Annotated in this window: 18 protein-coding genes; 4 read left to right on the top strand and 14 right to left on the bottom strand. The window is 61.5% G+C overall.

Annotated elements, in window-relative coordinates:
- From GPL81_RS16010 to GPL81_RS16030, 5 genes are all read right to left on the bottom strand, one after another.
- The coding region (locus GPL81_RS16010; protein ID WP_160107563.1) for a DUF2300 domain-containing protein at positions 1-759 on the bottom strand (759 nt) is incomplete at its 3' end.
- Between the two features lies 1 nt (position 760).
- On the bottom strand, positions 761-5,320 hold the full coding sequence (locus GPL81_RS16015; protein WP_160107564.1) for an alpha-2-macroglobulin family protein: 4,560 nt from the start codon (positions 5,318-5,320) through the stop codon (positions 761-763).
- Positions 5,317-5,985: a DUF1175 domain-containing protein gene (locus GPL81_RS16020; RefSeq protein WP_425502581.1), complete on the bottom strand. Its 669-nt coding sequence runs from the start codon at positions 5,983-5,985 to the stop codon at positions 5,317-5,319. Before GPL81_RS16020 ends, GPL81_RS16015 begins: the two co-directional genes overlap by 4 nt.
- Positions 5,955-7,667, bottom strand: coding sequence for a DUF2138 domain-containing protein (locus GPL81_RS16025; protein ID WP_160107566.1), 1,713 nt, complete (start codon positions 7,665-7,667; stop codon positions 5,955-5,957). The genes GPL81_RS16020 and GPL81_RS16025 overlap by 31 nt, the downstream gene beginning before the upstream one ends.
- Positions 7,668-7,702: 35 nt before the next feature.
- The gene (locus GPL81_RS16030) at positions 7,703-8,494 is read right to left on the bottom strand and encodes a YfaP family protein (protein WP_160107567.1); all 792 of its coding nucleotides are present in this window, start codon (positions 8,492-8,494) and stop codon (positions 7,703-7,705) included.
- A 466-nt stretch (positions 8,495-8,960) separates the two neighbouring features.
- On the opposite strand from GPL81_RS16030, the gene GPL81_RS16035 reads away from it, so the two are divergent.
- From GPL81_RS16035 to GPL81_RS16050, 4 genes are all read left to right on the top strand, one after another.
- Positions 8,961-9,203, top strand: a complete 243-nt coding sequence (locus GPL81_RS16035) for an exodeoxyribonuclease VII small subunit (RefSeq protein ID WP_007894317.1) — start codon at positions 8,961-8,963, stop codon at positions 9,201-9,203.
- Positions 9,200-10,087 (top strand): (2E,6E)-farnesyl diphosphate synthase, encoded by an 888-nt coding sequence (gene ispA, locus GPL81_RS16040; RefSeq protein ID WP_160107568.1) that lies wholly within the window; start codon positions 9,200-9,202, stop codon positions 10,085-10,087. Before GPL81_RS16035 ends, ispA begins: the two co-directional genes overlap by 4 nt.
- A 91-nt stretch (positions 10,088-10,178) precedes the next feature.
- Positions 10,179-12,077: a 1-deoxy-D-xylulose-5-phosphate synthase gene (gene dxs, locus GPL81_RS16045; RefSeq protein WP_160107569.1), complete on the top strand. Its 1,899-nt coding sequence runs from the start codon at positions 10,179-10,181 to the stop codon at positions 12,075-12,077.
- A gap of 118 nt (positions 12,078-12,195) precedes the next feature.
- Entirely contained in the window at positions 12,196-14,079 is a 1,884-nt protein-coding gene (locus tag GPL81_RS16050) for a TonB-dependent receptor domain-containing protein (protein ID WP_160107570.1), read from the top strand.
- Between the two features lie 135 nt (positions 14,080-14,214).
- Here GPL81_RS16050 and GPL81_RS16055 read toward each other — a convergent pair whose 3' ends face one another.
- From GPL81_RS16055 to ribBA, 9 genes are all read right to left on the bottom strand, one after another.
- Positions 14,215-15,015, bottom strand: a complete 801-nt coding sequence (locus tag GPL81_RS16055) for a cobalamin-binding protein (RefSeq protein ID WP_160107571.1) — start codon at positions 15,013-15,015, stop codon at positions 14,215-14,217.
- The gene (locus tag GPL81_RS16060; RefSeq protein ID WP_160107572.1) at positions 15,015-15,434 is read right to left on the bottom strand and encodes an MFS transporter; all 420 of its coding nucleotides are present in this window, start codon (positions 15,432-15,434) and stop codon (positions 15,015-15,017) included. Before GPL81_RS16060 ends, GPL81_RS16055 begins: the two co-directional genes overlap by 1 nt.
- Positions 15,431-16,048 (bottom strand): GTP cyclohydrolase II, encoded by a 618-nt coding sequence (gene ribA, locus GPL81_RS16065; protein WP_044465292.1) that lies wholly within the window; start codon positions 16,046-16,048, stop codon positions 15,431-15,433. The genes GPL81_RS16060 and ribA overlap by 4 nt, the downstream gene beginning before the upstream one ends.
- Before the next feature lie 236 nt (positions 16,049-16,284).
- Complete coding sequence (locus GPL81_RS16070; protein WP_160107573.1) at positions 16,285-17,022, bottom strand: substrate-binding periplasmic protein; 738 nt, start codon at positions 17,020-17,022, stop codon at positions 16,285-16,287.
- Positions 17,023-17,074: 52 nt separating this feature from the next.
- On the bottom strand, positions 17,075-17,578 hold the full coding sequence (locus GPL81_RS16075) for a phosphatidylglycerophosphatase A family protein (protein ID WP_096514821.1): 504 nt from the start codon (positions 17,576-17,578) through the stop codon (positions 17,075-17,077).
- Entirely contained in the window at positions 17,575-18,540 is a 966-nt protein-coding gene (thiL, locus tag GPL81_RS16080) for a thiamine-phosphate kinase (RefSeq protein ID WP_160107574.1), read from the bottom strand. The genes GPL81_RS16075 and thiL overlap by 4 nt, the downstream gene beginning before the upstream one ends.
- Before the next feature lie 28 nt (positions 18,541-18,568).
- Positions 18,569-19,069, bottom strand: coding sequence for a transcription antitermination factor NusB (nusB, locus tag GPL81_RS16085; protein ID WP_095197200.1), 501 nt, complete (start codon positions 19,067-19,069; stop codon positions 18,569-18,571).
- Complete coding sequence (gene ribH / locus GPL81_RS16090; protein ID WP_003228649.1) at positions 19,066-19,542, bottom strand: 6,7-dimethyl-8-ribityllumazine synthase; 477 nt, start codon at positions 19,540-19,542, stop codon at positions 19,066-19,068. The genes nusB and ribH overlap by 4 nt, the downstream gene beginning before the upstream one ends.
- Positions 19,543-19,633: 91 nt before the next feature.
- Positions 19,634-20,725, bottom strand: coding sequence for a bifunctional 3,4-dihydroxy-2-butanone-4-phosphate synthase/GTP cyclohydrolase II (gene ribBA / locus GPL81_RS16095; protein WP_160107575.1), 1,092 nt, complete (start codon positions 20,723-20,725; stop codon positions 19,634-19,636).
- Positions 20,726-20,731: the final 6 nt, after the last annotated feature.

Below are 20,731 nucleotides of genomic sequence, written 5' to 3' on the forward strand. Positions count from 1 at the left end.
AACACAACGCCCCGCGTCTGCGGGCCACTCAACAGGCACGACTGCCGATAACGCCGCAGCGTAATCACGCAAACCCCGCTGACTGGTCCCGCGCCCGCCCGCCCAGATCGGCGTGCCGTCCGCCGTCCAGCCCGCGAACCCGCCTTGGCGCGACGCAGCATCCTGATCCCCCAGCCAACTCCAGGTCTTCACTCGCAACCGGCTGCCGAGCTCGCCCACGACGTTGCCGTCAGCGGTGTTGAGGATCACGTCGAGCAGCACCCGTCGCGCCTGTTCCTGCGCCGGCATCACCGCCAACATGCGCAACAACTCCGCGACCGAAACCCGGGTCGCAGGCTGCAATGACCGCACATTCAGCAACCACGGCGGCGCCTGCCGCGCTTGCCAGTACGCCCGCCAATCTGCATCGGTAATGCCCAGGCGCGCCGGGTCAAAATACAACCCGCAGGATTTCACCAACGCCTGATCCCGCTCGATCTTGCCACCCGCGGTGCAGCAATAAACTTCCTCTTTAGACTGCCCGCGACATTCATAAGCCGGCTCACGGGCGCCGGTGTCCACCAGCCAGCCATACACAAACAGCTTCCACACACTGCCCAGCGGTGCCTGCAAGGTGTCCGGCAACGGCTCGCGCGACAGGAGCTGTGTTCGGCTCAACGACAGCAGCTCACCCTTGAACGCCAGACGCAACGGTTCGTCCTGCGCCAGGGTCAGCGCAGGGATCAAGCACAGCAACAGGCAGACCAGAGGCCGGAACATGTCAGTGGACCGTGACCTGACCGAGTGCCGGTTTCTGTTCCTGAGCCTGATGCTGTGGCGCATACACCTGGGTGAAACGCACTGGCGGCAAATTGAACTGGCCCTTCTGCGAGAAACGCACCAGATGCCGAAGCCGCAATTCACCGTTCAGCGCATCCACCGGCACCGCGTAAGCCAGTTGCCCCGGTTCGAAACGGGCCTTTTCCAGCGCCGTCGGTTCGGTGCCCGCCTTGCCCATGAGCTTGATACCCCAGGTGGTGCGCTCGACATCGGCGCCCGGGGGCAGCGGCACTTCGAGCAGGCCGTAGCGCAACGGTCTGGCGGCCTTGCCGGTGAGGATCACTTCATCCAGATACAGGCTGTCGCTGGACAACGGCGTGGTGCCGACCGGCTCCAGCTTGAAGGTGAAGGCTTCGTCACCCGGCACCAGTCGCGACAGGCGTCGGCTGATGGTGACGGCCATCGGCTCGACCGGCGGCTGCCGGGTCTGGAAACTCAACGCGGCGCGCAGCGGCCGCTCTTGTGTCCCGGTCAACGACAACACCGCAGGCAAGGGCGAAGCTCCTTCCCATGTCCAATACATCTCACCGGTATCACCGTGTTTTTTCTTCCAGCCTTCACCAGGCGCCAGTGCGAGGGTGGGCGAGGCCTGTTCGATGCTGCGTTGCAACCAGGTCAGCGCCAATGCGCGTTCCAGCGTCGATTGTTGCGGGAGCAAGCGCTGCAACAACGCGGTCGCGCGAGCCTGATCGAAGGGTTGCAACGACAGGTCCAAGGCTTCGGCAAACGGCTGGGAACTGACGGCCAATCGCTGCTGCGCGTCGGGCAGTTGCCGAGTGAATGCGTCCGGCGTGGTGACTTTCGATTGCTTGGCCAAAGAGGCGGTCAACACCCGGGCCGCCGCCAAACCAAGCGCTGAATCCGGATCGCTCATGACAAGGCTGTCTTCGCCATCCTCCATCAGATTCGCGGCGTTGCCCTCGCCCGCTTTCGCCAGATCCTCCATCAAACCACTGAGCAGGGTATTCACCGGCAGTTGCATCTGCCTGGCAAACGACAGGACCAGCGCACGCTGCAACAGCGGCGTGTTTTTCGACTGCTTGGCGTAAACCTCCAGCACCCTCAGCCAATGTTCCGGTGGCAGGCTCAGCTCCAGCACTTTGCTCGCGTGCCAGTCGGCGTAATACGCATAGGCAGTGAGGAATGCATCCGGCTCGCCGTCCATGCCCCACCAGGTGAAACTCGCCGAAGGCCCGGCCATTTGCACCAGGCGCAAGCGGCTGTTTTGCATGATCAGGCGCAAACGATCGCGAATCTGCGGGTTCGACGACAACGTCGGATAGGCGATGCTCAGCGGCAGTAACTGGCTGGCGGTCTGCTCGACACCGCCATACGGATAGCTGAGCAGATCGTCGAGCGCCGAGCGGAACAGCGCTTGCGGACTGTCATCCAGACGCAGGCGGATGTCGGTGGCGTCTGCCGGCAAGGTCAGCGGCGTATCACCACTGGCCACGTCCAGGCTTTGGCTTTGCGTGACCTGCCAACCGTCACCGGTTGCGGTCAAGCGCACTGCCAAGGCATCGGCAGTCTTGCCGTCCTGCACCAGCTCGGCTGTCCATTCGCCATTGGTCAGCGCGAACGCCGGCAATGGGATGTAATTGATGCCGCTGTTCAGCGTGACGGGAACACGCTGATCAGTGCCCGCGTAATGAATCACCAATTCAGCCTTGACCGGGTTTTGCGCCTGACTGAACGCGAACACGCCGAGATCCGGTTTATCGCCTGTGCGGAATTTGCTCGGTCCGCTCCATTTCAGGTACAGCGGTTTTTCCGAGCGCACGAACTGCTTCCTCTGCCCCACTGCGCCGTCATCGGCGATGGCCCGGGCGGTGATGCGCCAGCGGGTCAGAGAGTCCGGCATCTTGAAGGTGAAGCGGGTTTTGCCATTGGCGTCGGTCACCAGTTCCGGCTGCCACGCGGCGGTGTCCACATCTTCACGACGCGGCCGCTCCAGCACTTTCACCCCACGCTCGCTACGGTTGGCTTTGCCCGGCGCCCCAGGACTGCCCGGCAACGCGACGTCATAGCTGATGAACGACAGGCTGGCGCTGGTGCGAACGTTGTTGCGCCGTGGATGGTAGAAGAACTGGTCGATGGTCGGCGCCACTTCTGGCTGCAACGCGTAGACCATTTCGTCGACCACGCTGACCGTCAGATGCGCGGGGACCGGCTTGCCGGCGAACTGCGTGGTCAAGTCCACGGACACTGTGTCACCGGGTTGATAGGTGTCCTTGTCGGTCGCGATGGCAACCTCGATCTGCGGAGTGATCACCTTGATCCCGGCGTTCTGAAAGCTGTACTGGCCGCCCTTGGTGTAGAGCACCGAGAACGTCAGGTTCGGCGCGAAGTTCTCCTTCACAGGAATGCGCGCGCGGTACTGGGTGTCGCTGAGTTTTTCCATCTTCAGCCAGTCGCCGCCCCTGGAGAGCAGCGCGGTGGCCTCGACCTTGTCGCGCTCCAGCGACAGCAGTGCGTCGCTGATCGGCTCGGGGAAGGTGATCAGCGCCAGCGCTTCATCGCCTGCCTTGTATTCAGGCTTGTCGAGGACGATTTCCACGGTGCCGGGCACTGCTTTGACGCCGTCGCCGGTGACGGAATGCCCGGTAGCGCCCAGGGTTCGACCGTGGTCATCCCTGAGCGTCAGGTTGTAAGTGCCCGGGCGCTCGAAAGCCAGGGTGAAGCCTTTATCGCTCGCGGTCAGTTTGCCTTCACCGGTGCTCTGATCCTCCAGGCGTACCCAGCCGTAGCTGATGGGTGCGGCCGCTTCAGCTTGTTCGTTTTCATTGGCATAGCTGAACGCAACCTTTTCGCCCACCGCACTGAAGCGCTGCGGTGCGCTCAAGCGAAAGTTCGCCGCTGCGCGATCGATGAGGATTTCCTTGGTGGTCTTGACCCGATACGCCGCGCCATCACTGGCAAATACCGTGAGCATGTAACGGCTCGGTTTCTCGGCGGCCGGCAGGTCGAGGGTGGCGTTGCCCTTGTCGTCGGTGGTCAGTTCGGTGCTGGTCAGTTCCACCGGGAATTGCCCGAGGTATTGCAGCTCGTTGTCGACCATCGACAGTTGCTGGGCGCGCAGGCTCAGACTGAGTTTGGCATTGGTCACCGGCTTGCCGTCCGGGTACAGCAGCACCAGATTGCCTTTCACCGGTTCGCCGGTGCGGTAATCCTGCTTGGCCAGGTTCAGCGAGATTTCAAAGTGCGGCTTGATGTATTCGGCCACACGGAAGGCGCTGCTGTAGGCCTGATCCTTGTAGCTGAAACGCAGCTCATAACCACCGGCCACGGCATTGTCGGGCAACTGGAAACGACCCTGAGTACCAGCCTTGGAGTCGAGCTTCATATCGAGAGTTTGCAGCGCCGTACCGGTCGCATCCATCACGGTCACGTTGACGTCGGCGGCGGCTGGCTGCACCGAATCCCGCGCATTCTTGAATTCGCGCCCGACGATTTTCAGCGACACCCAATCCCCCGGCCGATACAACGGCCGGTCCGTGAAGGCGTAGAGTTTGGTGTCGTAGATTTCGCTGTCGTAGTAGAAGTTTTCCGAGACGAAAACGCCGCCCTCCTCGTCCTCGCCGATCACGAACGAACGTTCGGGGCTGACGTGTTTCAACCGCAGCAGCCCCTCGGCATCGGTGGCGCCGCTGCTCATCACGCCCAGGCCATCAGTCCACAGGACATTGACCTTGGGCACCGAACTGCCCTCGTGCTTGCGTGCAGCCCACACCAGCAATTCGTCGCCGGTAATCTTGCTCACGGCCACTGTGTTGGAAACGAAAACCATGGTGGTCGCACGGTACTTGCCGATCAGTGCCTCGACCAGATACAGGCCCGGTTTCAGGTTGCCCAACGGGATATAGACGTTGCCCGGCGCAACGCTGACGAACTCGCTGGAGGACCCGGCGAGGTTCACACCCTCGGGTGGCTGGATCGGTTTGGCTTGCCACAGTGGATAACGGAACTGGCTGACCACCGGCAGGCCGGGAATCAATGCGAATTGCGGCTGCGCATCGTAGGGCGTCGGCGCGGCCATGGCGGCGCCCATCTTCAGTTCCGGCACTTGCTCGGTGACTTGTTTACGCGACTCGTAGGAAAAAGCCCGCTGCATCACCCGACGGGATTTGCGGTACCAGTTGTCCCACAGGTACGCGAGCGTGTTGGACAGACCTTCGCCCTTGAACTGGCCATCGCTGACCACGCGATGCAGGTTCTTCTGGCGCTTGAGAAAGTCCAGTGGCTTGTCGATCCGATACACACGAATGTCAGCACCGCCGTAAGGCTCCATGCGGAATCGGCGGTAGTCACGCCCGGGCGCTTCGAGGCGCACCATGGCCTGTTCGTCACTGCCGAAACTGCTGTCGGCCAGCAGGAAAAAACTTTCACCGGCCACGGGCGAATAACCGCTCGGCTCAACGGTGTCTTCGGCGCTGACCGTCGAAAAAGGCAGCAGCAGGAGCAACAGCAGAGGCAGGAAACGCAGCATGCGGGCACCGATCATTGGGCGAGAAAATTCAGTCGATAGACGCCGATGAAGTTGGGGTTGGCTGCATCGGGTATCCATCGGGTGTCCTTCCATGTCATGAGTTGTTGCAGGCTTGCCGAACGCATGCCGTTGTCAGTGGGGGTCGTGGTGCCGGTGTGATAGGCGATGTAGCGGCCCATCCAGATCATCAGGTGCTGGTCGTCGCCCTGATCGAAAAACATCAGGTCACCTGGCCGGGCCTGGGCCACGTCACGGCCGACCAGATGGCTGTTGAACTGGATCAACTTGATCGCGTTGACGTACGGCCCGACCTTGCCGCCGCCCTGCTGCCATTGCTGGGCGAGACCGCGCTGGGCATCGCTCAGTTGCAATTCCGGCGGCAGGTAACGATTGGACAGGCCGTTGCTGCGCAGCCATTTCTCGTCGTGGACTTTCAGCGCTTCGTTGGCGGCGAAGCGCACCAGCCCGGCGCAATCTTGCTGATACCAGCGCGGACTCGGGCCCTGGCTCAGTTGCTCCTGGGCGATGCGCACGAACCAGGCGCGGAACACCTGGGACTGCTGCACATCCAGCGCCGGTGTTTCGACGGCCAATGCCGGTACCGTCAGCAGCAACAGCGCCAGCAGGCGCAGGCTTCGAATCAGTCCGGTCACAGCGCTTTCCACATTAGCGGCAGCCATTGCCAATGGCCGTCGGGTTCGCTGCCCTCGGGCAATGTCAGGGCGTATTTACCGTAACCGCCAAGGGTACGCAGTTTCGGGATCAGCCAGGTTTGCGCGGCGTTGTAGAACACCGGCTCCATGTCCTGGGGCAGGCTGTCGAGGGTCTCCTGTTGCATCAGTTGCGCCATGGAATCCGGGCCGAAATAAATCGGCATCAGCACGTCTTTGGGCACCACATCCGCCATTGGCGGGAAACGTTTGTCGAGGGTACCCAGCGCCTTGTCCACCAGCTTGTCATCAAGGGAAAACAGCAACGTCGAACCATGACGGGCCAGGCTCACGCGCATGAAGGCCTTGCCGGTGATCGCGTCCGGGTCGTCGGCGTCCTTGGCCGCATAGGGACCGAAGTTGGAACTGACCTGGCGCTGCCACTGATGAACCTGGCCTTCCTGCTTTTCCACCACAGGGAATGCATGCTCTTCAACATTGCCCTCGTAGGCGCCGACCATCGAGCCAAACAGCTTGCCCAGATCGCCATCCAGCCTGGCGCTGTCCCTGTCACTCAGGCTGGCGACCAGCAGCGGTGTGTACAGCCGCGAATCGGCGTACCAGCACAGGCCGGCCGCACCGGCCATGTGTTCGGTCAAGGCCTGGGCCACGTTCTCTTCGGCGCCGAGTTTTACCAACAACGGTTTCTGTTGTTCGGCGGCCAGGGGCAAGGCCACACAAGCGCTGGCACCCATGGGCATGGCTTGCCAGATCGGTTTGAAATCGAAGTCCGGCTGATTGTCCAGTTCGTCCATGGCGAGGAAGCTGTGCCAGCCTTTATCGTCCATGTCGAATCGCAGGCCGGCGAAGTTCGGGATAAAACGCTGATACCCCATGGCCAATACGCTGGCATTGACCGACAGCCGCTGCTTGACCTCCGGCGCACGGGGCGGCAGGCCGAAGGCTTCAGGGAACAGTTTGTCGCCGCCCAGCAGCGCGGCGATGGCCTGGGTCGAGACACTGCCCGGCTCCTGCCTCACCCCGCTTTGCGGGTCATAAAGCTTGGTCGGATTCGACATCACCACCAGTTTGTCGCCATGGGAAGCGAACAGCAGCGCCTTGCTGGCGTTGTAGGTGAGTTGATAAAGCGCCACGTCGTCGGCGCCGACTTTCACATCGGCGATCTTGCTCAGTTGCGAATCGTCCAACGCCACTTTCGCCAGCGGTTCCAGCACCTTGGCCAGACCGCCGCGATCCATCACCAGCAGGAAATCCCTGAGTCGCCCATCCGCCCCGCGCCACAGCGCCACATCGGCCGGTTGATCGAACAACTGCTCGATCAAGGTGTCCTGCAACTTCAGGTCATGCTCATAAATGATCCGCCGCAAACTACCGATCAGCCCGAGGCGATCGGCGTGGGTTTCGTAATAGAAGACGAAATCTTCGGTCAGGGTCTCTTTGAGAAACGGCACCGCCAGCAAGTCCTTGGGCAACTGGCTCAGGGACCGGGTTTCCAGCAAGCCATCGGGGCGGCTCATGCCGAGCTTCTCAGCCGCCAGTTGCGGTGCCGGGGCTTTGCTTTTATGCATCAGCCAGCCCATGCCACCGGCCACGCCCGCGACCAGGCACGCCCCGACCACAATGGCCGGCCAACGGCGGGATGGTTTGACATCGGGCGTTCCGGCGGCCGGGGCTGCAGCGTTTTCACTCATGTTCAAAAACCCAATTCATCCGTGTGGCGGGATGCTCAATAGTTGAAAGTCTTGACCAGCAGCAGGTCACCGATCGCGCGCAGGGGCACGATGAAGGTTTCGCGTTTTTCGTCGACGGTGTTTTCGTTGAGCACCAGGTTGATCTGAGAGGTGATCACTTCCTTCTGGTTGCTGGCCTCATCGAAGTTATAGCCGCCGCTGCCGAAGTTGCCCCAATAGTTCACGTAAACCAGATAGGTGCCATGCAGCGGCGCGGTCATGGTGAACATTTCCGGACCGGGGCCGTCGACGCCGTCCGGGTCGAGGCCGCCGCCGTTGGTCAGCGCCGAATGAGCCCAAAACGCGTGCTGGCCATCTGGGGTAATGATGTGCAGGTCGAGTTCGGCTTTGGGATCGTCCCAACCCAACACCACGCGAATCCGCGCGGGCGTGCGCAGGTTGTTGGCTTCGTAGAATTGAACGCGCTTGAGCGACTGGCCATCGACGCTGCGCACTTCGACACTGTTGGAACCGGCGCCGAACGCATAGGGTCGGGCGAAACGCCCTTGATCGTCGGTGTACAGGTTCAGTGGATTGCCATTGACCGCCAGGGTGTGGGGACCGCGTTGCGTACCGATGGCCTTGAGCTGACCTTCGATCATCGTGCGATTGCGCTGCACGCCGCGGTCGATGGGCGGCGTGGGATAGGCGACTTGCGGATTTTCCGTGCGGTCCAGCAAACCGTTAAAGCGCCAGCCGCCCACCGGTTCCGATAACCCGGCACTCGGCGCGGCCAAAATCACGGGCGCGGTAGCCAACCCGATCAACAGCAAAAGAAATAAACGCATGTGATGCCTCCTGCCATGCATGACGAAACCTTGCGCCTGATCCTCGACGCGTTACAGATCCGTATACTGCGTTTCGTCCGAAAGACCCGTGAATGTTGGGCCGTCGATGGCGCGAAGGTTAGACCTTCAGCTGAAACCTCACAATTAGATCAATCCTGCAATGCGGTGCGAATCACGGTTGTGGGTGGACGGTGAGCCGATTAGCGACTGTATTCGGCTCACAAAATGAGCCGAATAACTCGTGCGACGCGTTCGACTATTTCCTGTAGGAGCAAGCTTGCTCGCGAAAAACCTGAGGACGCCGCAGCGCATCAGGTTTTGCGCGATATCGTTGACCACCATCGCGAGCAAGCTCGCTCCTACAGAGGGCCGGGGCCAAGACCTTCGCCACGGGTCCGCTCATTTGCCCATAAACCCCCTATCTGCTAGTGTCGCGCCGGTTTAACGTCAACCGGAAATCGCCGCCATGGCCCGCAAAAAAGCTGCACTGGATTTCGAACAGTCCCTCGCTGACCTGCAAACGCTGGTGGAGCGTCTGGAGAACGGTGAATTGTCGCTGGAAGACTCGCTGACCGCTTTCGAGCAAGGCATCGGGCTGACCCGCGATTGCCAGGCGGCGCTGGCCCAGGCCGAGCAAAAGGTTCAGGTGCTGCTCGAGCGTGATGGCGAGTTGGCCGAGGAACCCTTCGACGCGGATCAACCAGAATGATTGCAGCGTATTCGGCGACCAGCCAGGTCCGTGTCAACGCAGCCCTGGAAACCCTGTTCACCGCGCCGAGCCCAGAGCTGGCGCGCCTGTACGAAGCCATGCGCTACAGCGTGATGAACGGTGGCAAGCGCGTGCGTCCATTGCTGGCCTATGCCGCGTGCGAAGCGCTGGGCGGCAAGGCCGAGCAAGCCAACGGCGCGGCCTGCGCGGTGGAGTTGATCCACGCTTATTCGTTGGTGCATGACGATTTGCCGGCCATGGACGACGACGATCTGCGTCGCGGCCAACCCACCACCCACAAGAAATTCGATGAAGCCTGCGCGATCCTCGCCGGCGACGGTTTGCAGAGCCTGGCCTTCAGCGCCCTGCTCGACCCGCGCCTGAGCAACGCCGACGCGGAAACTCGCCTGCAAATGGTCAGCGCCCTGGCGCAGGCCGCAGGGCCGGCGGGCATGGTCGGTGGTCAAGCCATCGATCTGGGCTCGGTCGGCCTGAAGCTCGATCAGAAAGCCCTCGAATACATGCACCGGCACAAGACCGGCGCACTGATTGAAGTCAGCGTCACACTCGGTGCCCTGGCCAGTGGCCGTGCCGAGAAGGACGAACTCAAATCCCTGCAGACTTATGCACAGGCCATCGGCCTGGCGTTCCAGGTCCAGGACGACATCCTCGACGTCGAAAGCGATACCGAAACCCTCGGCAAACGCCAGGGCGCCGACATTGCCCGCGACAAGCCGACCTACCCGTCCCTGCTCGGCCTCGACGCCGCCAAGGCCTACGCCCTGGAACTGCGCGATCAGGCGCTGCACGCACTGCGACCGTTTGACGCGGCCGCCGAGCCATTGCGCGATCTGGCCCGGTATATCGTCGAACGCCGCCACTGACGGCGTATCCGCCAAAAAAAACCAACGCGTGGGCAGGGACCGATGCATCAGGTAAACTGCCGCATCTTTTATACCTATAACGATTCGCCTGATGCCCACGACGTTTCATGAGATTCCCCGCAAGCGCCCGACCACGCCCCTGCTCGACCGCGCGAACACGCCGGACGGCCTGCGCCGGTTAGGCGAAGCCGAGCTGGAAACCCTGGCCGATGAGTTGCGCCTGGAATTGCTCTACACGGTCGGTCAGACCGGTGGGCATTTCGGCGCCGGCCTGGGCGTGATCGAGCTGACCATCGCGTTGCATTACGTTTTCGACACCCCGGACGACCGGCTGGTGTGGGACGTGGGTCATCAGGCTTATCCGCACAAGATCCTCACCGGTCGTCGCGAGCGTATGGGCACCCTGCGCCAGAAAGACGGCGTTGCCGCCTTCCCGCGCCGTTCCGAGAGTGAGTACGACACCTTTGGCGTCGGGCACTCCAGCACCTCGATCAGTGCGGCGCTGGGCATGGCGATTGCCGCCCGCCTGCAGAACAGTGATCGCAAGGCGATTGCCGTGATCGGCGACGGCGCCCTGACCGCGGGCATGGCGTTCGAAGCGCTGAACCATGCGCCGGAAGTGGACGCCAACATGCTGGTGATCCTCAACGACAACGACATGTCGATCTCACGCAATGTTGGCGGTCTGTCGAACTACCTGGCGAAAATCCTTTCCAGCCGCACCTATGCGAGCATGCGCGAAGGCAGCAAGAAAGTGCTGTCGCGTCTGCCCGGCGCCTGGGAAATCGCCCGTCGCACCGAAGAATACGCAAAAGGCATGCTGGTCCCCGGCACGCTGTTCGAAGAATTGGGCTGGAACTACATCGGTCCGATCGATGGCCACGACCTGCCGACCCTGATCGCCACGCTGCGTAACATGCGCGATCTGAAAGGCCCGCAATTCCTGCACGTCGTCACCAAGAAAGGCAAAGGCTTTGCCCCGGCGGAAGTCGACCCGATCGGTTACCACGCCATCACCAAACTCGAACCCCTGGACGCCCCGGCCGCCGCGCCGAAAAAAGCCAGCGGACCGAAGTATTCCGGTGTGTTCGGTGAATGGTTGTGCGATATGGCAACGGCCGATCCGCGTCTGGTCGGGATTACCCCGGCGATGAAGGAAGGCTCCGACCTCGTGGCTTTCAGCGAGCGTTTCCCGAAACGCTACTTCGACGTGGCGATAGCCGAGCAACACGCCGTGACCCTCGCCGCCGGCATGGCCTGCGAAGGCGCGAAGCCAGTGGTGGCGATCTATTCGACGTTCCTGCAGCGCGGTTACGATCAGCTCGTTCACGATGTGGCCGTGCAAAACCTTGATGTGTTGTTCGCCATCGATCGTGCTGGCCTGGTGGGTGAAGACGGTCCGACCCATGCGGGCAGCTTCGACCTGTCGTTCCTGCGTTGCATTCCCGGCATGCTGGTGATGACACCGAGCGACGAAAACGAACTGCGTAAAATGCTGACCACCGGTCACTTGTATGAAGGCCCGGCGGCCGTACGTTATCCGCGCGGCAACGGCCCGAACGCGACCATCGAGAAAAACCTCGAACCGATCGAAATCGGCAAAGGCGTGGTTCGCCGCCAGGGCAGCAAAATCGCCCTGCTGGTATTCGGCGTGCAACTGGCCGTGGCCCTGAAAGTCGCCGAGACACTGGATGCCACCGTGGTTGACATGCGTTTCGTCAAACCTCTGGACGAAGCGCTGGTGCGTGAAATCGCCGCCAGCCACGAACTGCTGGTGACCGTTGAAGAGAACGCGATCATGGGCGGTGCTGGCGCAGCGGTCAGCGAGTTCCTCGCCCGGGAAAACATCCTCAAGTCGGTGCTGCACCTGGGCTTGCCGGACGTCTACGTCGAACACGCCAAGCCTGCGCAAATGCTGGCCGAGTGCGGACTGGACGAGGCCGGGATCGAAGCGTCGATTCGTGAGCGGCTGCAGCTGCTCAACCTGTAACCCCTCCCTCCTGTAGGAGTTGGCTTGCCAGCGAAGGCGCCCGTAAGGACGCCAACAGCTTCGCTGGCAAGCCAGCTCCTACAAGGACCGCGCCGTCCTTTCTGAACACGAATAATCCATGAATATCTACCGCCTCGCCCTGACGCTGGCCGTGCTACCGGCCGGCCCGCTGCTGGCCGACACCTTCGAACGCGACCAGGCCCTGAAGCTGCCTGACGTGCTGATCAGTGCCAATCGCCAGGTTGAAGCACGCAACGACAGCAGTGCCGCCAACACCGTGTTCACCCGCGATGACATTGATCGGCTGCAACCGGACAGCGTCACTGATCTACTGCGTCGCGTGCCGGGGGTGCAGATTGCGCAAACCGGTGGGCGTGGCAGTCTGCCGGGGGTTTACATTCGCGGCACGCAATCGGCACAAAGTCTGGTGTTGGTCGATGGCCAACGGATCGGCACCTCGACCTCCGGCGACAGCAACCTGCAACACATCAACATCGAACAGGTCGAGCGTGTGGAAGTGCTGCGTGGGTCGCGCTCGGTGATTTATGGCAGCGACGCAATCGGCGGCGTGATCCAGATCTTCACCCGTCGCGGAAGCGAACCGGGGTTGCGGCCGCAAATGCATGTGGGCGTTGGCAGCCATCAGACCTGGGAACGCAGCCTCGGTTTATCCGGCGGAGATGAGCTGACCCGCTTCAACCTCGGCGCCAGCCTCGATGAGACCGCCGGGATCAATCGCACCCGCGAGTCGTTTCCCAGTGATGGCGATCACGATGCGTATCGCAATAAGTCGTTCAGCCTGAGTCTCAGCCATGCCCTCACCGACGACATCGAAATCGGTACCAACCTGCTGGATAACCGTGGCAAGAGCGAATTCGACAACCCGTTCGGTCGCTTCGACCTGGATACCTTCGAATCAGTCCAGCAGCAGCCCTACAGCGAATTCGACGTGAGCAGTGTCAGCAGCTATGTCGATGCACGGGTTAACGACGCCTGGAGAACCCGCATCGAATTCGGCCACAGCGAAAACCGCGAAAAGACGCTGGATAAGCTCAGCGATGAACGCAGCGTGTTTAACACTTACCGCGATTCAGTGAGCTGGCAAAACGACCTGACACTCGATGAACGCAACAGCCTGATCCTCGGCGGGGACTGGTATGAAGACCGGGTCAACAGCACCACGGCGTTCGACGAAGACAGTCGCTGGAATCGGGCGGCGTTTATTCAGCATCGCTACCGAACCGACAGCTTCTCCACTGAGCTTGGCCTGCGCCGCGACCAGAACCAGCAATTTGGCGGTCAGAACAGCTGGAGCGGCACTTTCACCCTGCCGCTGAACCCGGACAACGATGTGCTGCTGACCTACAGCGAAGGCTTCCGTGCCCCGACCTTCAACGACCTGTACTACCCGGACTTCAGCAATCCGGACTTGAAGCCGGAAACCTCGAAAAGCTACGAGCTGCAATGGCGCAGTCAATTGTCCGAAAACAGCCGCCTGGAAGCTTCGTTGTACCGAACGGACCTGGAAGACGCGATCATCTTCGGCAGCAACTCGCGACCGGAAAACGTCGCCTCGGCACGGATCAACGGTTTCGAAGCGGCGCTGAAGCAAGAGTTGTTCGGTTGGCAGAGCAACCTTGGCGTGGCAATCATCGACCCGCGGGACCGGGAAACGGGGCATACCCTGGCCCGCCGCGCGCGGCGCACGATGAGCCTGGATGTGGATCGGCAGTTTGATCGCCTGGGGCTCGGCGCCAGTTGGCAAGCGGTGAGCCGCAGCTATGACGACTTGAACAATCAACAGCCATTGGGCGGCTATGCCTTACTCGGATTGCGCAGCAGCTGGGAACTCAATCGCGAGATCAAGCTGGAGTTGAAGGTGGATAACCTGCTGGACAAGGATTACAGCCGGGTGTTGTACAGCCATGAAGGCAGCCAGTTCGGGTATCGCGAGGAAGGTCGGGCCTGGATGTTTGGGGTGACCTGGACGCCGCAGATCTGATCTGAAGTTTGCGGTGATTGCACCGGCCTCATCGCGGGCAAGCCTTGCTCCCACAGGATTTGTGTCATGCCGAGTATTAGCGCACACACAATCCTTGTGGGAGCAAGGCTTGCCCGCGATGGTCGCGACTCGGTCTCAGCGGTTCGGCGCGATCACTTGGCACAATCTCGCCGTTGCTTCGACCATCTGCCCGCTAGGCCGCTCAAGGCCTTTGTCAGTGACCAGTAGCAACTGCCCTTTCACCACCGCCGCCACTTGCGGCCATGCTTTCCACGCATCCAGCTGCGCCTGATCACCGGCCAGAATCACCTCAGGATTACGCTGTAACACTGCCTCAACACTGACTTGCGGAGCCGGCAACGCCAGATCGGCAAACACGTTGCGAACACCGCAAACATCCAGTGCATCGCTGATGATCTGCCCACCACCGACGGTGTATAGCGGCTTATCCCAGACCTGATAGAACACCCGTAACGGCTGATCGCGCCGATAACGCTGACGCAGCTCCACCAACCGCCGACGCAAATCGGTAGACAACGCCATCCCGCGCTCCGGACGCCCGAGTTGCGAGGCAATGGCTTCGATTTGTGCGGTGAGTTGCGCGAAGTCGTGGGGTTCGGCGACAAAGGTGGGGATGTTCAAGCGCTTCAGCTGTTCGCGCTGGGCAGGGCCAACACTGCCGGGCCAGAGCAGCAGCAAATCGGGTTTCAGACTGAGCAGCCGTTCCATGTCCAACTGACCGTAGCGGCCGACGGATGGCAGGTTCTTGAGTTCGGCGGGACGCTCGCCGGCATCCAGCACACCCACCAGAAGGTCGGCGGAGCCCAGTTCGACAACGATTTCAGAGAGCGATGGCGCGAGACTGACCACCCGCTCGACCGCCATCGACGAACCGCAGGCGGCCAACAGCAAAAACGCCAGCCAGACAGGACGCATCAACCCAGTTGACGCGGAATGCGGTAGAGGTAAAACAGCACCAGGGTCGACAGTGCCAGCAGCATCAGCGGCACTGCTTCGAGGCCGACAAACACCGCCAATGCACCGATCCACGCCGGCAGGCCGGCGGCGAGGAACGCCGTTCGCCGTTTGGCGGCCAGGCTGATCCACGCGGCGGGTTCTTCAGGGGTGTCGAGGGCTTTCTGGGTGGCGATCAACGCATGTTTGTAAGCGCCGAAGAACTTCAGGCTGACAAACATCGAAGCGACACCGGCGATGAAAAAAGGCATCGCCAGCACCGGCAAGATGGCTTCACTTTGGCCGAACACACCGTTGATTACGAACAACGGCAACAAGGCCAGCGCCAGGTATTGCCACCAGTTGACGGACAGTCGCCGCCGTACCTGACCGCGGGTCACGCCCGGTCGACCTCGCCCTGATGTTCGTTGCCCATCATGTGGTCGAGTTTGCTGGCCTTGGTCGCCAGGTAGAGTTTGTTGTGCGGGTTATGACCGGTATGCAACGGCACGCGCTCGGCGACCACGATCCCCATGTCGGTCAAGGCCTTGACCTTGCGCGGGTTGTTGGTCATCAGGCGCAGGGACTTCACGCCCAGGTGCTCCAGCATCGGCAGGCACATGGCGTAGTCGCGCTGGTCGGCGGCAAAGCCCAGGCGCTCGTTGGCTTCAACAGTGTCGGCACCGCCATCCTGCAGTTCGTAGGCGCGTATCTTGTTCAGCAGGCCAATGCCGCGGCCTTCCTGACGCAAGTACAACAACACACCACGGCCTTCACGGGCGATGGCCTGCAGCGCTGCCTCAAGTTGCGAGCCGCAGTCGCAACGCTGGCTGAACAAGGCATCGCCCGTCAGGCATTCGGAATGCAACCGGCCGAGTACCGGGGCACCGTCGGCGATCTCACCCAGGCTCAGCACAACGTGCTCGCGGCCGGTAGCTTCATCGAGAAAGCCGTGCATGGTGAATTGCGCAAAAGGCGTTGGCAGCTTGGAAGCGGCGACAAAAACGACAGGCACCGTTGTGCTCCTGATCTAAAGAGACTGAAGATTCGCAGGCCGGCATTGTAACAGCAGGTTCCGACGGGCGCTTAGGCTGAATTATCGGCGATAACTATCAAAAAGTTTGATATCTGTCCTGCCGACACCAACCCTGTAGGAGCGAGCCTGCTCGCGATAGCGGTGTTTCAGGCACTCATTTGCCAACTGAGACTGCGCAATCGCGAGCAGGCTCGCTCCTACAGGGTTCTGTGTCATCAATTCGAATCGAACGGATAAGGCTGTTTCCAGCGCTCGAAGATCGGTTTCAGCTCGCCGCTTTTCACCAGTTCCTCCATGCGCCGGTCGAACAGTGCCATCAATGTGCGAGCTTCGGGCGTCTTGGCAAAACACAGATACAGCGGCAGTTCGGCGACATGGGTGCTGCGGAACTGGGACGGATCCCTGGCCCGATTGAGGACATAATCGACTTCGGTCAGTGCATCGATGTAGAAGTCGGCACGTTTGTAAGTCAGCATCGAGACGATACTGGTGCGCCGGATCACTTCGTCGTAGTGGCGTATGTTGGGCAGGTAATCCTGGTAATCGTAGCCGCGCACCCAGGCCAGTCGATAATTGCCCAGGGTTTCCGGGGTCGGCACCGGGCTGCTGGCCAGCCCCAGGGCGTAGATGTGATCGGTATCGAAATTCCAGCGCGGATAGAGCAGTTCGTCGGACTCGTCCCGGTAGGAACCGACACAGGCGTCCACTTCGCCGCGCTGGGCCAGGCCCATGGCACGCAGGTAAGGTTCGGTGCGGATGTCGAGCTGGACGCCTGCCGGTTCAAAGACCTGCCGCAGCACGTCCCAGCCCAGCCCATGGCCATCGGCGGCGGTGTAGTCTTCCCATTCTTCGCTGGCCAGGTGAATCACGGACGGTGTCGTCGCGATCTCCCCCGCATGGGCGAGTGAGCAAAACACGGCAAACACCAGCACCATCAACCCGCGTCGAGCCATCCTTAGTTCTCCCAGTTAATGCGCTCCCACTTAACGCCTCATGACCTCCAGGTCAGGCGAAAATCCGCATCAGTCCCTGCATCGCCAACCATGCAAACACCCCGGCCAGGACATCATCGAGCATGATCCCGACACCGCCGTGCACATGCCGATCAATCCAGCGAATCGGCCACGGCTTGAGAATATCGAAGAAGCGGAACATCAGGAAACCCGCCAGCAGCCACTGCCAACCTTCCGGCACCAGCCACAGGGTGATCCACATCCCGACCATCTCGTCCCAGACGATGCCTTCATGGTCGTGCACCCGCAAATCGTCGGCCACCTTGCCGCACAGCCAGAAGCCGAACAGCATGGTGATGCCCAGCATCAGCCAGTAGCCCCAATCGGGCAACATCTGCCATAACGGGATGAAGGGTAGCGCAACTAACGACCCCCAGGTGCCCGGTGCCTTTGGCAAGGTGCCCGAGCCGAAGCCGAACGCCAGGAAATGCCATGGATTGCGCCAGACCGACGGCGGTACGTTTTCCGCCGGGACCTGTTTGGGGTGATCTGTCACGGTGTCTCCCGAAAATGTTGATAACCCCGGGCTTGCGGGGTGATGTCTTTGCCATCGGCGTCCAGCAGCGTCACGCCCTGCCCCGTCACCACCTGCCCGATCACGTGTATCGGCCAGCCATCGGCCAACAACAGTGGTAACTCGACAGACGGTAAGGTGAAGGCCAGGACGTAATCGTCGCCGCCGCTCAGGGCCGCAACCTGTGCGTCCGACTGACCGAGAAAATCGACCAGGCTCCGGGACAACGGCAAACGGTCCCGTTCGACTTCGATACCGACTTTCGAGGCCAGCGCGATATGCCCGCAATCCGCGAGCAGACCATCGGAAATATCCATGGCCGAGGTGGCCTTGCCACGCAGCGCCTGACCCAAGCCGAGCTGCGGTTGCGGCGACCAGTAATGCGCCAGCAATGATTCGGCAATGCTCGCTTCGGCCGTGCGCTGGCCGAGCACCAATGGCAAGGCACCGGCGGCATTGCCCAGGTCGCCGCCGACACACAGCAGATCGCCCGGTTGCGCACCGCTGCGGGTCAGCGCCAGACCGGCCGGCACACGTCCGAACACGGTCATGGTCAGGCTCAGCGGCCCACGGGTCGTGTCACCCCCCACCAGCGCAACGCCACAGCTTTGCGCCATCCGGTTCAGACCACCGGCATAGGCTTGCAGCCAATCGGCGGTCACCGTCGGCAAGGTCAGGGCAAGGGTAAAGGCAACGGGCGTGGCGCCCATGGCAGCCAGGTCGCTGACGGCCACAGCCAGCGAGCGCTGACCGAGCAGAAACGGGTCGCAAGGATCTGCGAAATGCACACCGGCCACGAGGGTGTCGGTGGAAATCGCCAACTGCTCCCCGTGGGGAACAGCCAGCAAGGCGCAGTCATCGCCAATCCCGAGAGCAACGCCTTCGCCGCCCTGCGCACAAGGCGCGGCGGCGAAGAAATTGCGGATCAGCTCAAACTCGCCCATGGCTTCGTGCCGACGTTACAAGCGCCGATCAGCGCTTGAACGCCTTCACTTCAGCTTCACGCAGACGCGGAGCCAGCTTGTCGAGCACGCCGTTGACGAACTTGTGGCCGTCGGTAGAACCGAAGACCTTGGCCAGTTCGATACCTTCGTTGATCACAACGCGGTATGGCACGTCGACGCGCTTGAGCAGTTCCCAGGTGGACAGGCGCAGAACCGCCAGTTCAACCGGGTCGAGCTCTTCGATGGTCAAGTCCAGGCAAGGCTTGAGTGCGGTATCGATTTCGGTCTTGAACTGCGGAACCCCGTGCAGGATTTCGCGGAAATACGCGCCATCGACATCGGTGAAATCGTTATCGACCCGGAACTGCGCTTCGATCTCGTTCAGCGACTGCTTGGCCATGTGCCATTGATACAGGGCCTGAGTCGCGAGCTGACGGGCTTCGCGGCGCTTGGCGCTTTTCGATGGCTTGCCGGCATCCGCAGGCTTTGGATCGCGCGGGTTGAAACGATCGCTTTCGTCGCTAATCACTTGGCCTCCAACTGCGCCAGCAGGCTGACCATTTCCAGAGCGGACAGGGCAGCTTCGGCACCTTTGTTACCGGCCTTGGTGCCGGAACGTTCGATGGCTTGCTCGATGGAATCAACGGTCAGGACGCCGAAAGCGACCGGTACGCCGAACTCCATGGACACCTGGGCCAGGCCCTTGGTGCATTCGCCCGCCACGTATTCGAAGTGCGGAGTACCGCCACGAATGACCGCGCCCAGGGCGATGATTGCCGCGAACTCGCCCTTCTGAGCGACTTTCTGCGCAACCAGCGGGATTTCGAAGGCGCCAGGGGCGCGGATGATGGTGATGTCGCTTTCGCTCACGCCATGGCGAACCAGGGCATCAACTGCACCGCTGACCAGGCTTTCAACGACGAAGCTGTTGAAACGGCCCACTACCAGAGCGTAGCGGCCTTTAGGGGCGATGAAGGTACCTTCGATGGTCTTCAGGGTCATTCGATAGATCTCTTAAAGAGCCGGGACGCGTCTTCTACGCGCCCCTCGGTGATTTATTTGCCGCGAATTCAGGGCCGGAAACGACCGGTCATTATTCGGAGGGCACGTATTCTACAACTTCCAGATCGAAACCGGATATCGCATTAAATTTCATCGGTGCCGACATCAGGCGCATTTTGCGTACGCCCAGGTCACGCAGGATCTGCGAACCGGCACCCACGGTGCTGTAGGTGGTCGGCTTTTTCACCGCCAAGTGATCAGCGGTTTCGCGGATGTGCGCCAGCAACACGTCGCCATCGAGCGGGTGACCGAGCAACAACACCACGCCGCTGCCGGCCTCGGCAACCGTGGCCATGGCGGCGCGCAGGCTCCAGCGGCCCGGTTGCTTGACCATCAGCAAGTCGCGCAGCGGGTCCATGTTGTGCACGCGAACCAGAGTCGGTTCTTCGGCGCAGATGTTGCCCAGGGTCAGGGCCATGTGCACGTCGCCTTCCACGGAATCACGATAGGTCACCAGGTTGAATTGGCCCAGTTCGCTGTCCAGAGGCTGCTCGGCAATCCGCTGAACGGTACGTTCGTGGATCATGCGGTAGTGAATCAGGTCAGCAATGGTGCCGATCTTGATGTTGTGTTCGGCGGCGAAGGCTTCCAGTTCGGCGCGACGGGACATGGTGCCGTCGTCGTTCATCACTTCGCAGATCACGCCGCTCGGCTCGAAGCCGGCCATGCGTGCCAGGTCGCAGGCGGCTTCGGTGTGGCCGGCACGGGCCAGGGTACCGCCGGCCTGGGCCATCAGCGGGAAAATGTGACCGGGGCTGACGATGTCTTCAGCCTTGGCGTCTTTCGCCGCAGCCGCCTGCACGGTACGCGCGCGGTCGGCGGCGGAAATGCCGGTGGTCACACCGGTGGCCGCTTCGATGGACACGGTGAATTTGGTGCCGAAACCGGAACCGTTGCGCGGTGCCATCAGCGGAAGCTTGAGCAGTTCGCAGCGCTCGCGGCTCATCGGCATGCAGATCAGGCCACGGGCGTGCTTGGCCATGAAGTTGATGTGCTCGGCCTGGCAGCACTCGGCGGCCATGATCAGGTCGCCTTCGTTCTCGCGGTCTTCGTCATCCATGAGGATGACCATCTTGCCTTGGCGGATGTCTTCAACCAGTTCTTCGATGCTATTGAGCGCCACAAGGCA

The organism is Pseudomonas izuensis (assembly GCF_009861505.1).
GTDB lineage: Bacteria > Pseudomonadota > Gammaproteobacteria > Pseudomonadales > Pseudomonadaceae > Aquipseudomonas > Aquipseudomonas izuensis.

What these genes read in the sequence shown, in the direction of transcription:
- ispA (WP_160107568.1), top strand. Translation starts at nt 9,200, where the DNA reads ATGATTGCAGCGTATTCGGCGACCAGCCAGGTCCGTGTCAACGCAGCC.
- GPL81_RS16050 (WP_160107570.1), top strand. Translation starts at nt 12,196, where the DNA reads ATGAATATCTACCGCCTCGCCCTGACGCTGGCCGTGCTACCGGCCGGC.
- GPL81_RS16015 (WP_160107564.1), bottom strand. Translation starts at nt 5,320, where the DNA reads ATGATCGGTGCCCGCATGCTGCGTTTCCTGCCTCTGCTGTTGCTCCTG.
- GPL81_RS16035 (WP_007894317.1), top strand. Translation starts at nt 8,961, where the DNA reads ATGGCCCGCAAAAAAGCTGCACTGGATTTCGAACAGTCCCTCGCTGAC.
- GPL81_RS16055 (WP_160107571.1), bottom strand. Translation starts at nt 15,015, where the DNA reads ATGCGTCCTGTCTGGCTGGCGTTTTTGCTGTTGGCCGCCTGCGGTTCG.
- GPL81_RS16025 (WP_160107566.1), bottom strand. Translation starts at nt 7,667, where the DNA reads ATGAGTGAAAACGCTGCAGCCCCGGCCGCCGGAACGCCCGATGTCAAA.
- GPL81_RS16030 (WP_160107567.1), bottom strand. Translation starts at nt 8,494, where the DNA reads ATGCGTTTATTTCTTTTGCTGTTGATCGGGTTGGCTACCGCGCCCGTG.
- GPL81_RS16020 (WP_425502581.1), bottom strand. Translation starts at nt 5,985, where the DNA reads ATGGCTGCCGCTAATGTGGAAAGCGCTGTGACCGGACTGATTCGAAGC.
- thiL (WP_160107574.1), bottom strand. Translation starts at nt 18,540, where the DNA reads ATGGGCGAGTTTGAGCTGATCCGCAATTTCTTCGCCGCCGCGCCTTGT.
- ribH (WP_003228649.1), bottom strand. Translation starts at nt 19,542, where the DNA reads ATGACCCTGAAGACCATCGAAGGTACCTTCATCGCCCCTAAAGGCCGC.
- GPL81_RS16070 (WP_160107573.1), bottom strand. Translation starts at nt 17,022, where the DNA reads ATGGCTCGACGCGGGTTGATGGTGCTGGTGTTTGCCGTGTTTTGCTCA.
- dxs (WP_160107569.1), top strand. Translation starts at nt 10,179, where the DNA reads ATGCCCACGACGTTTCATGAGATTCCCCGCAAGCGCCCGACCACGCCC.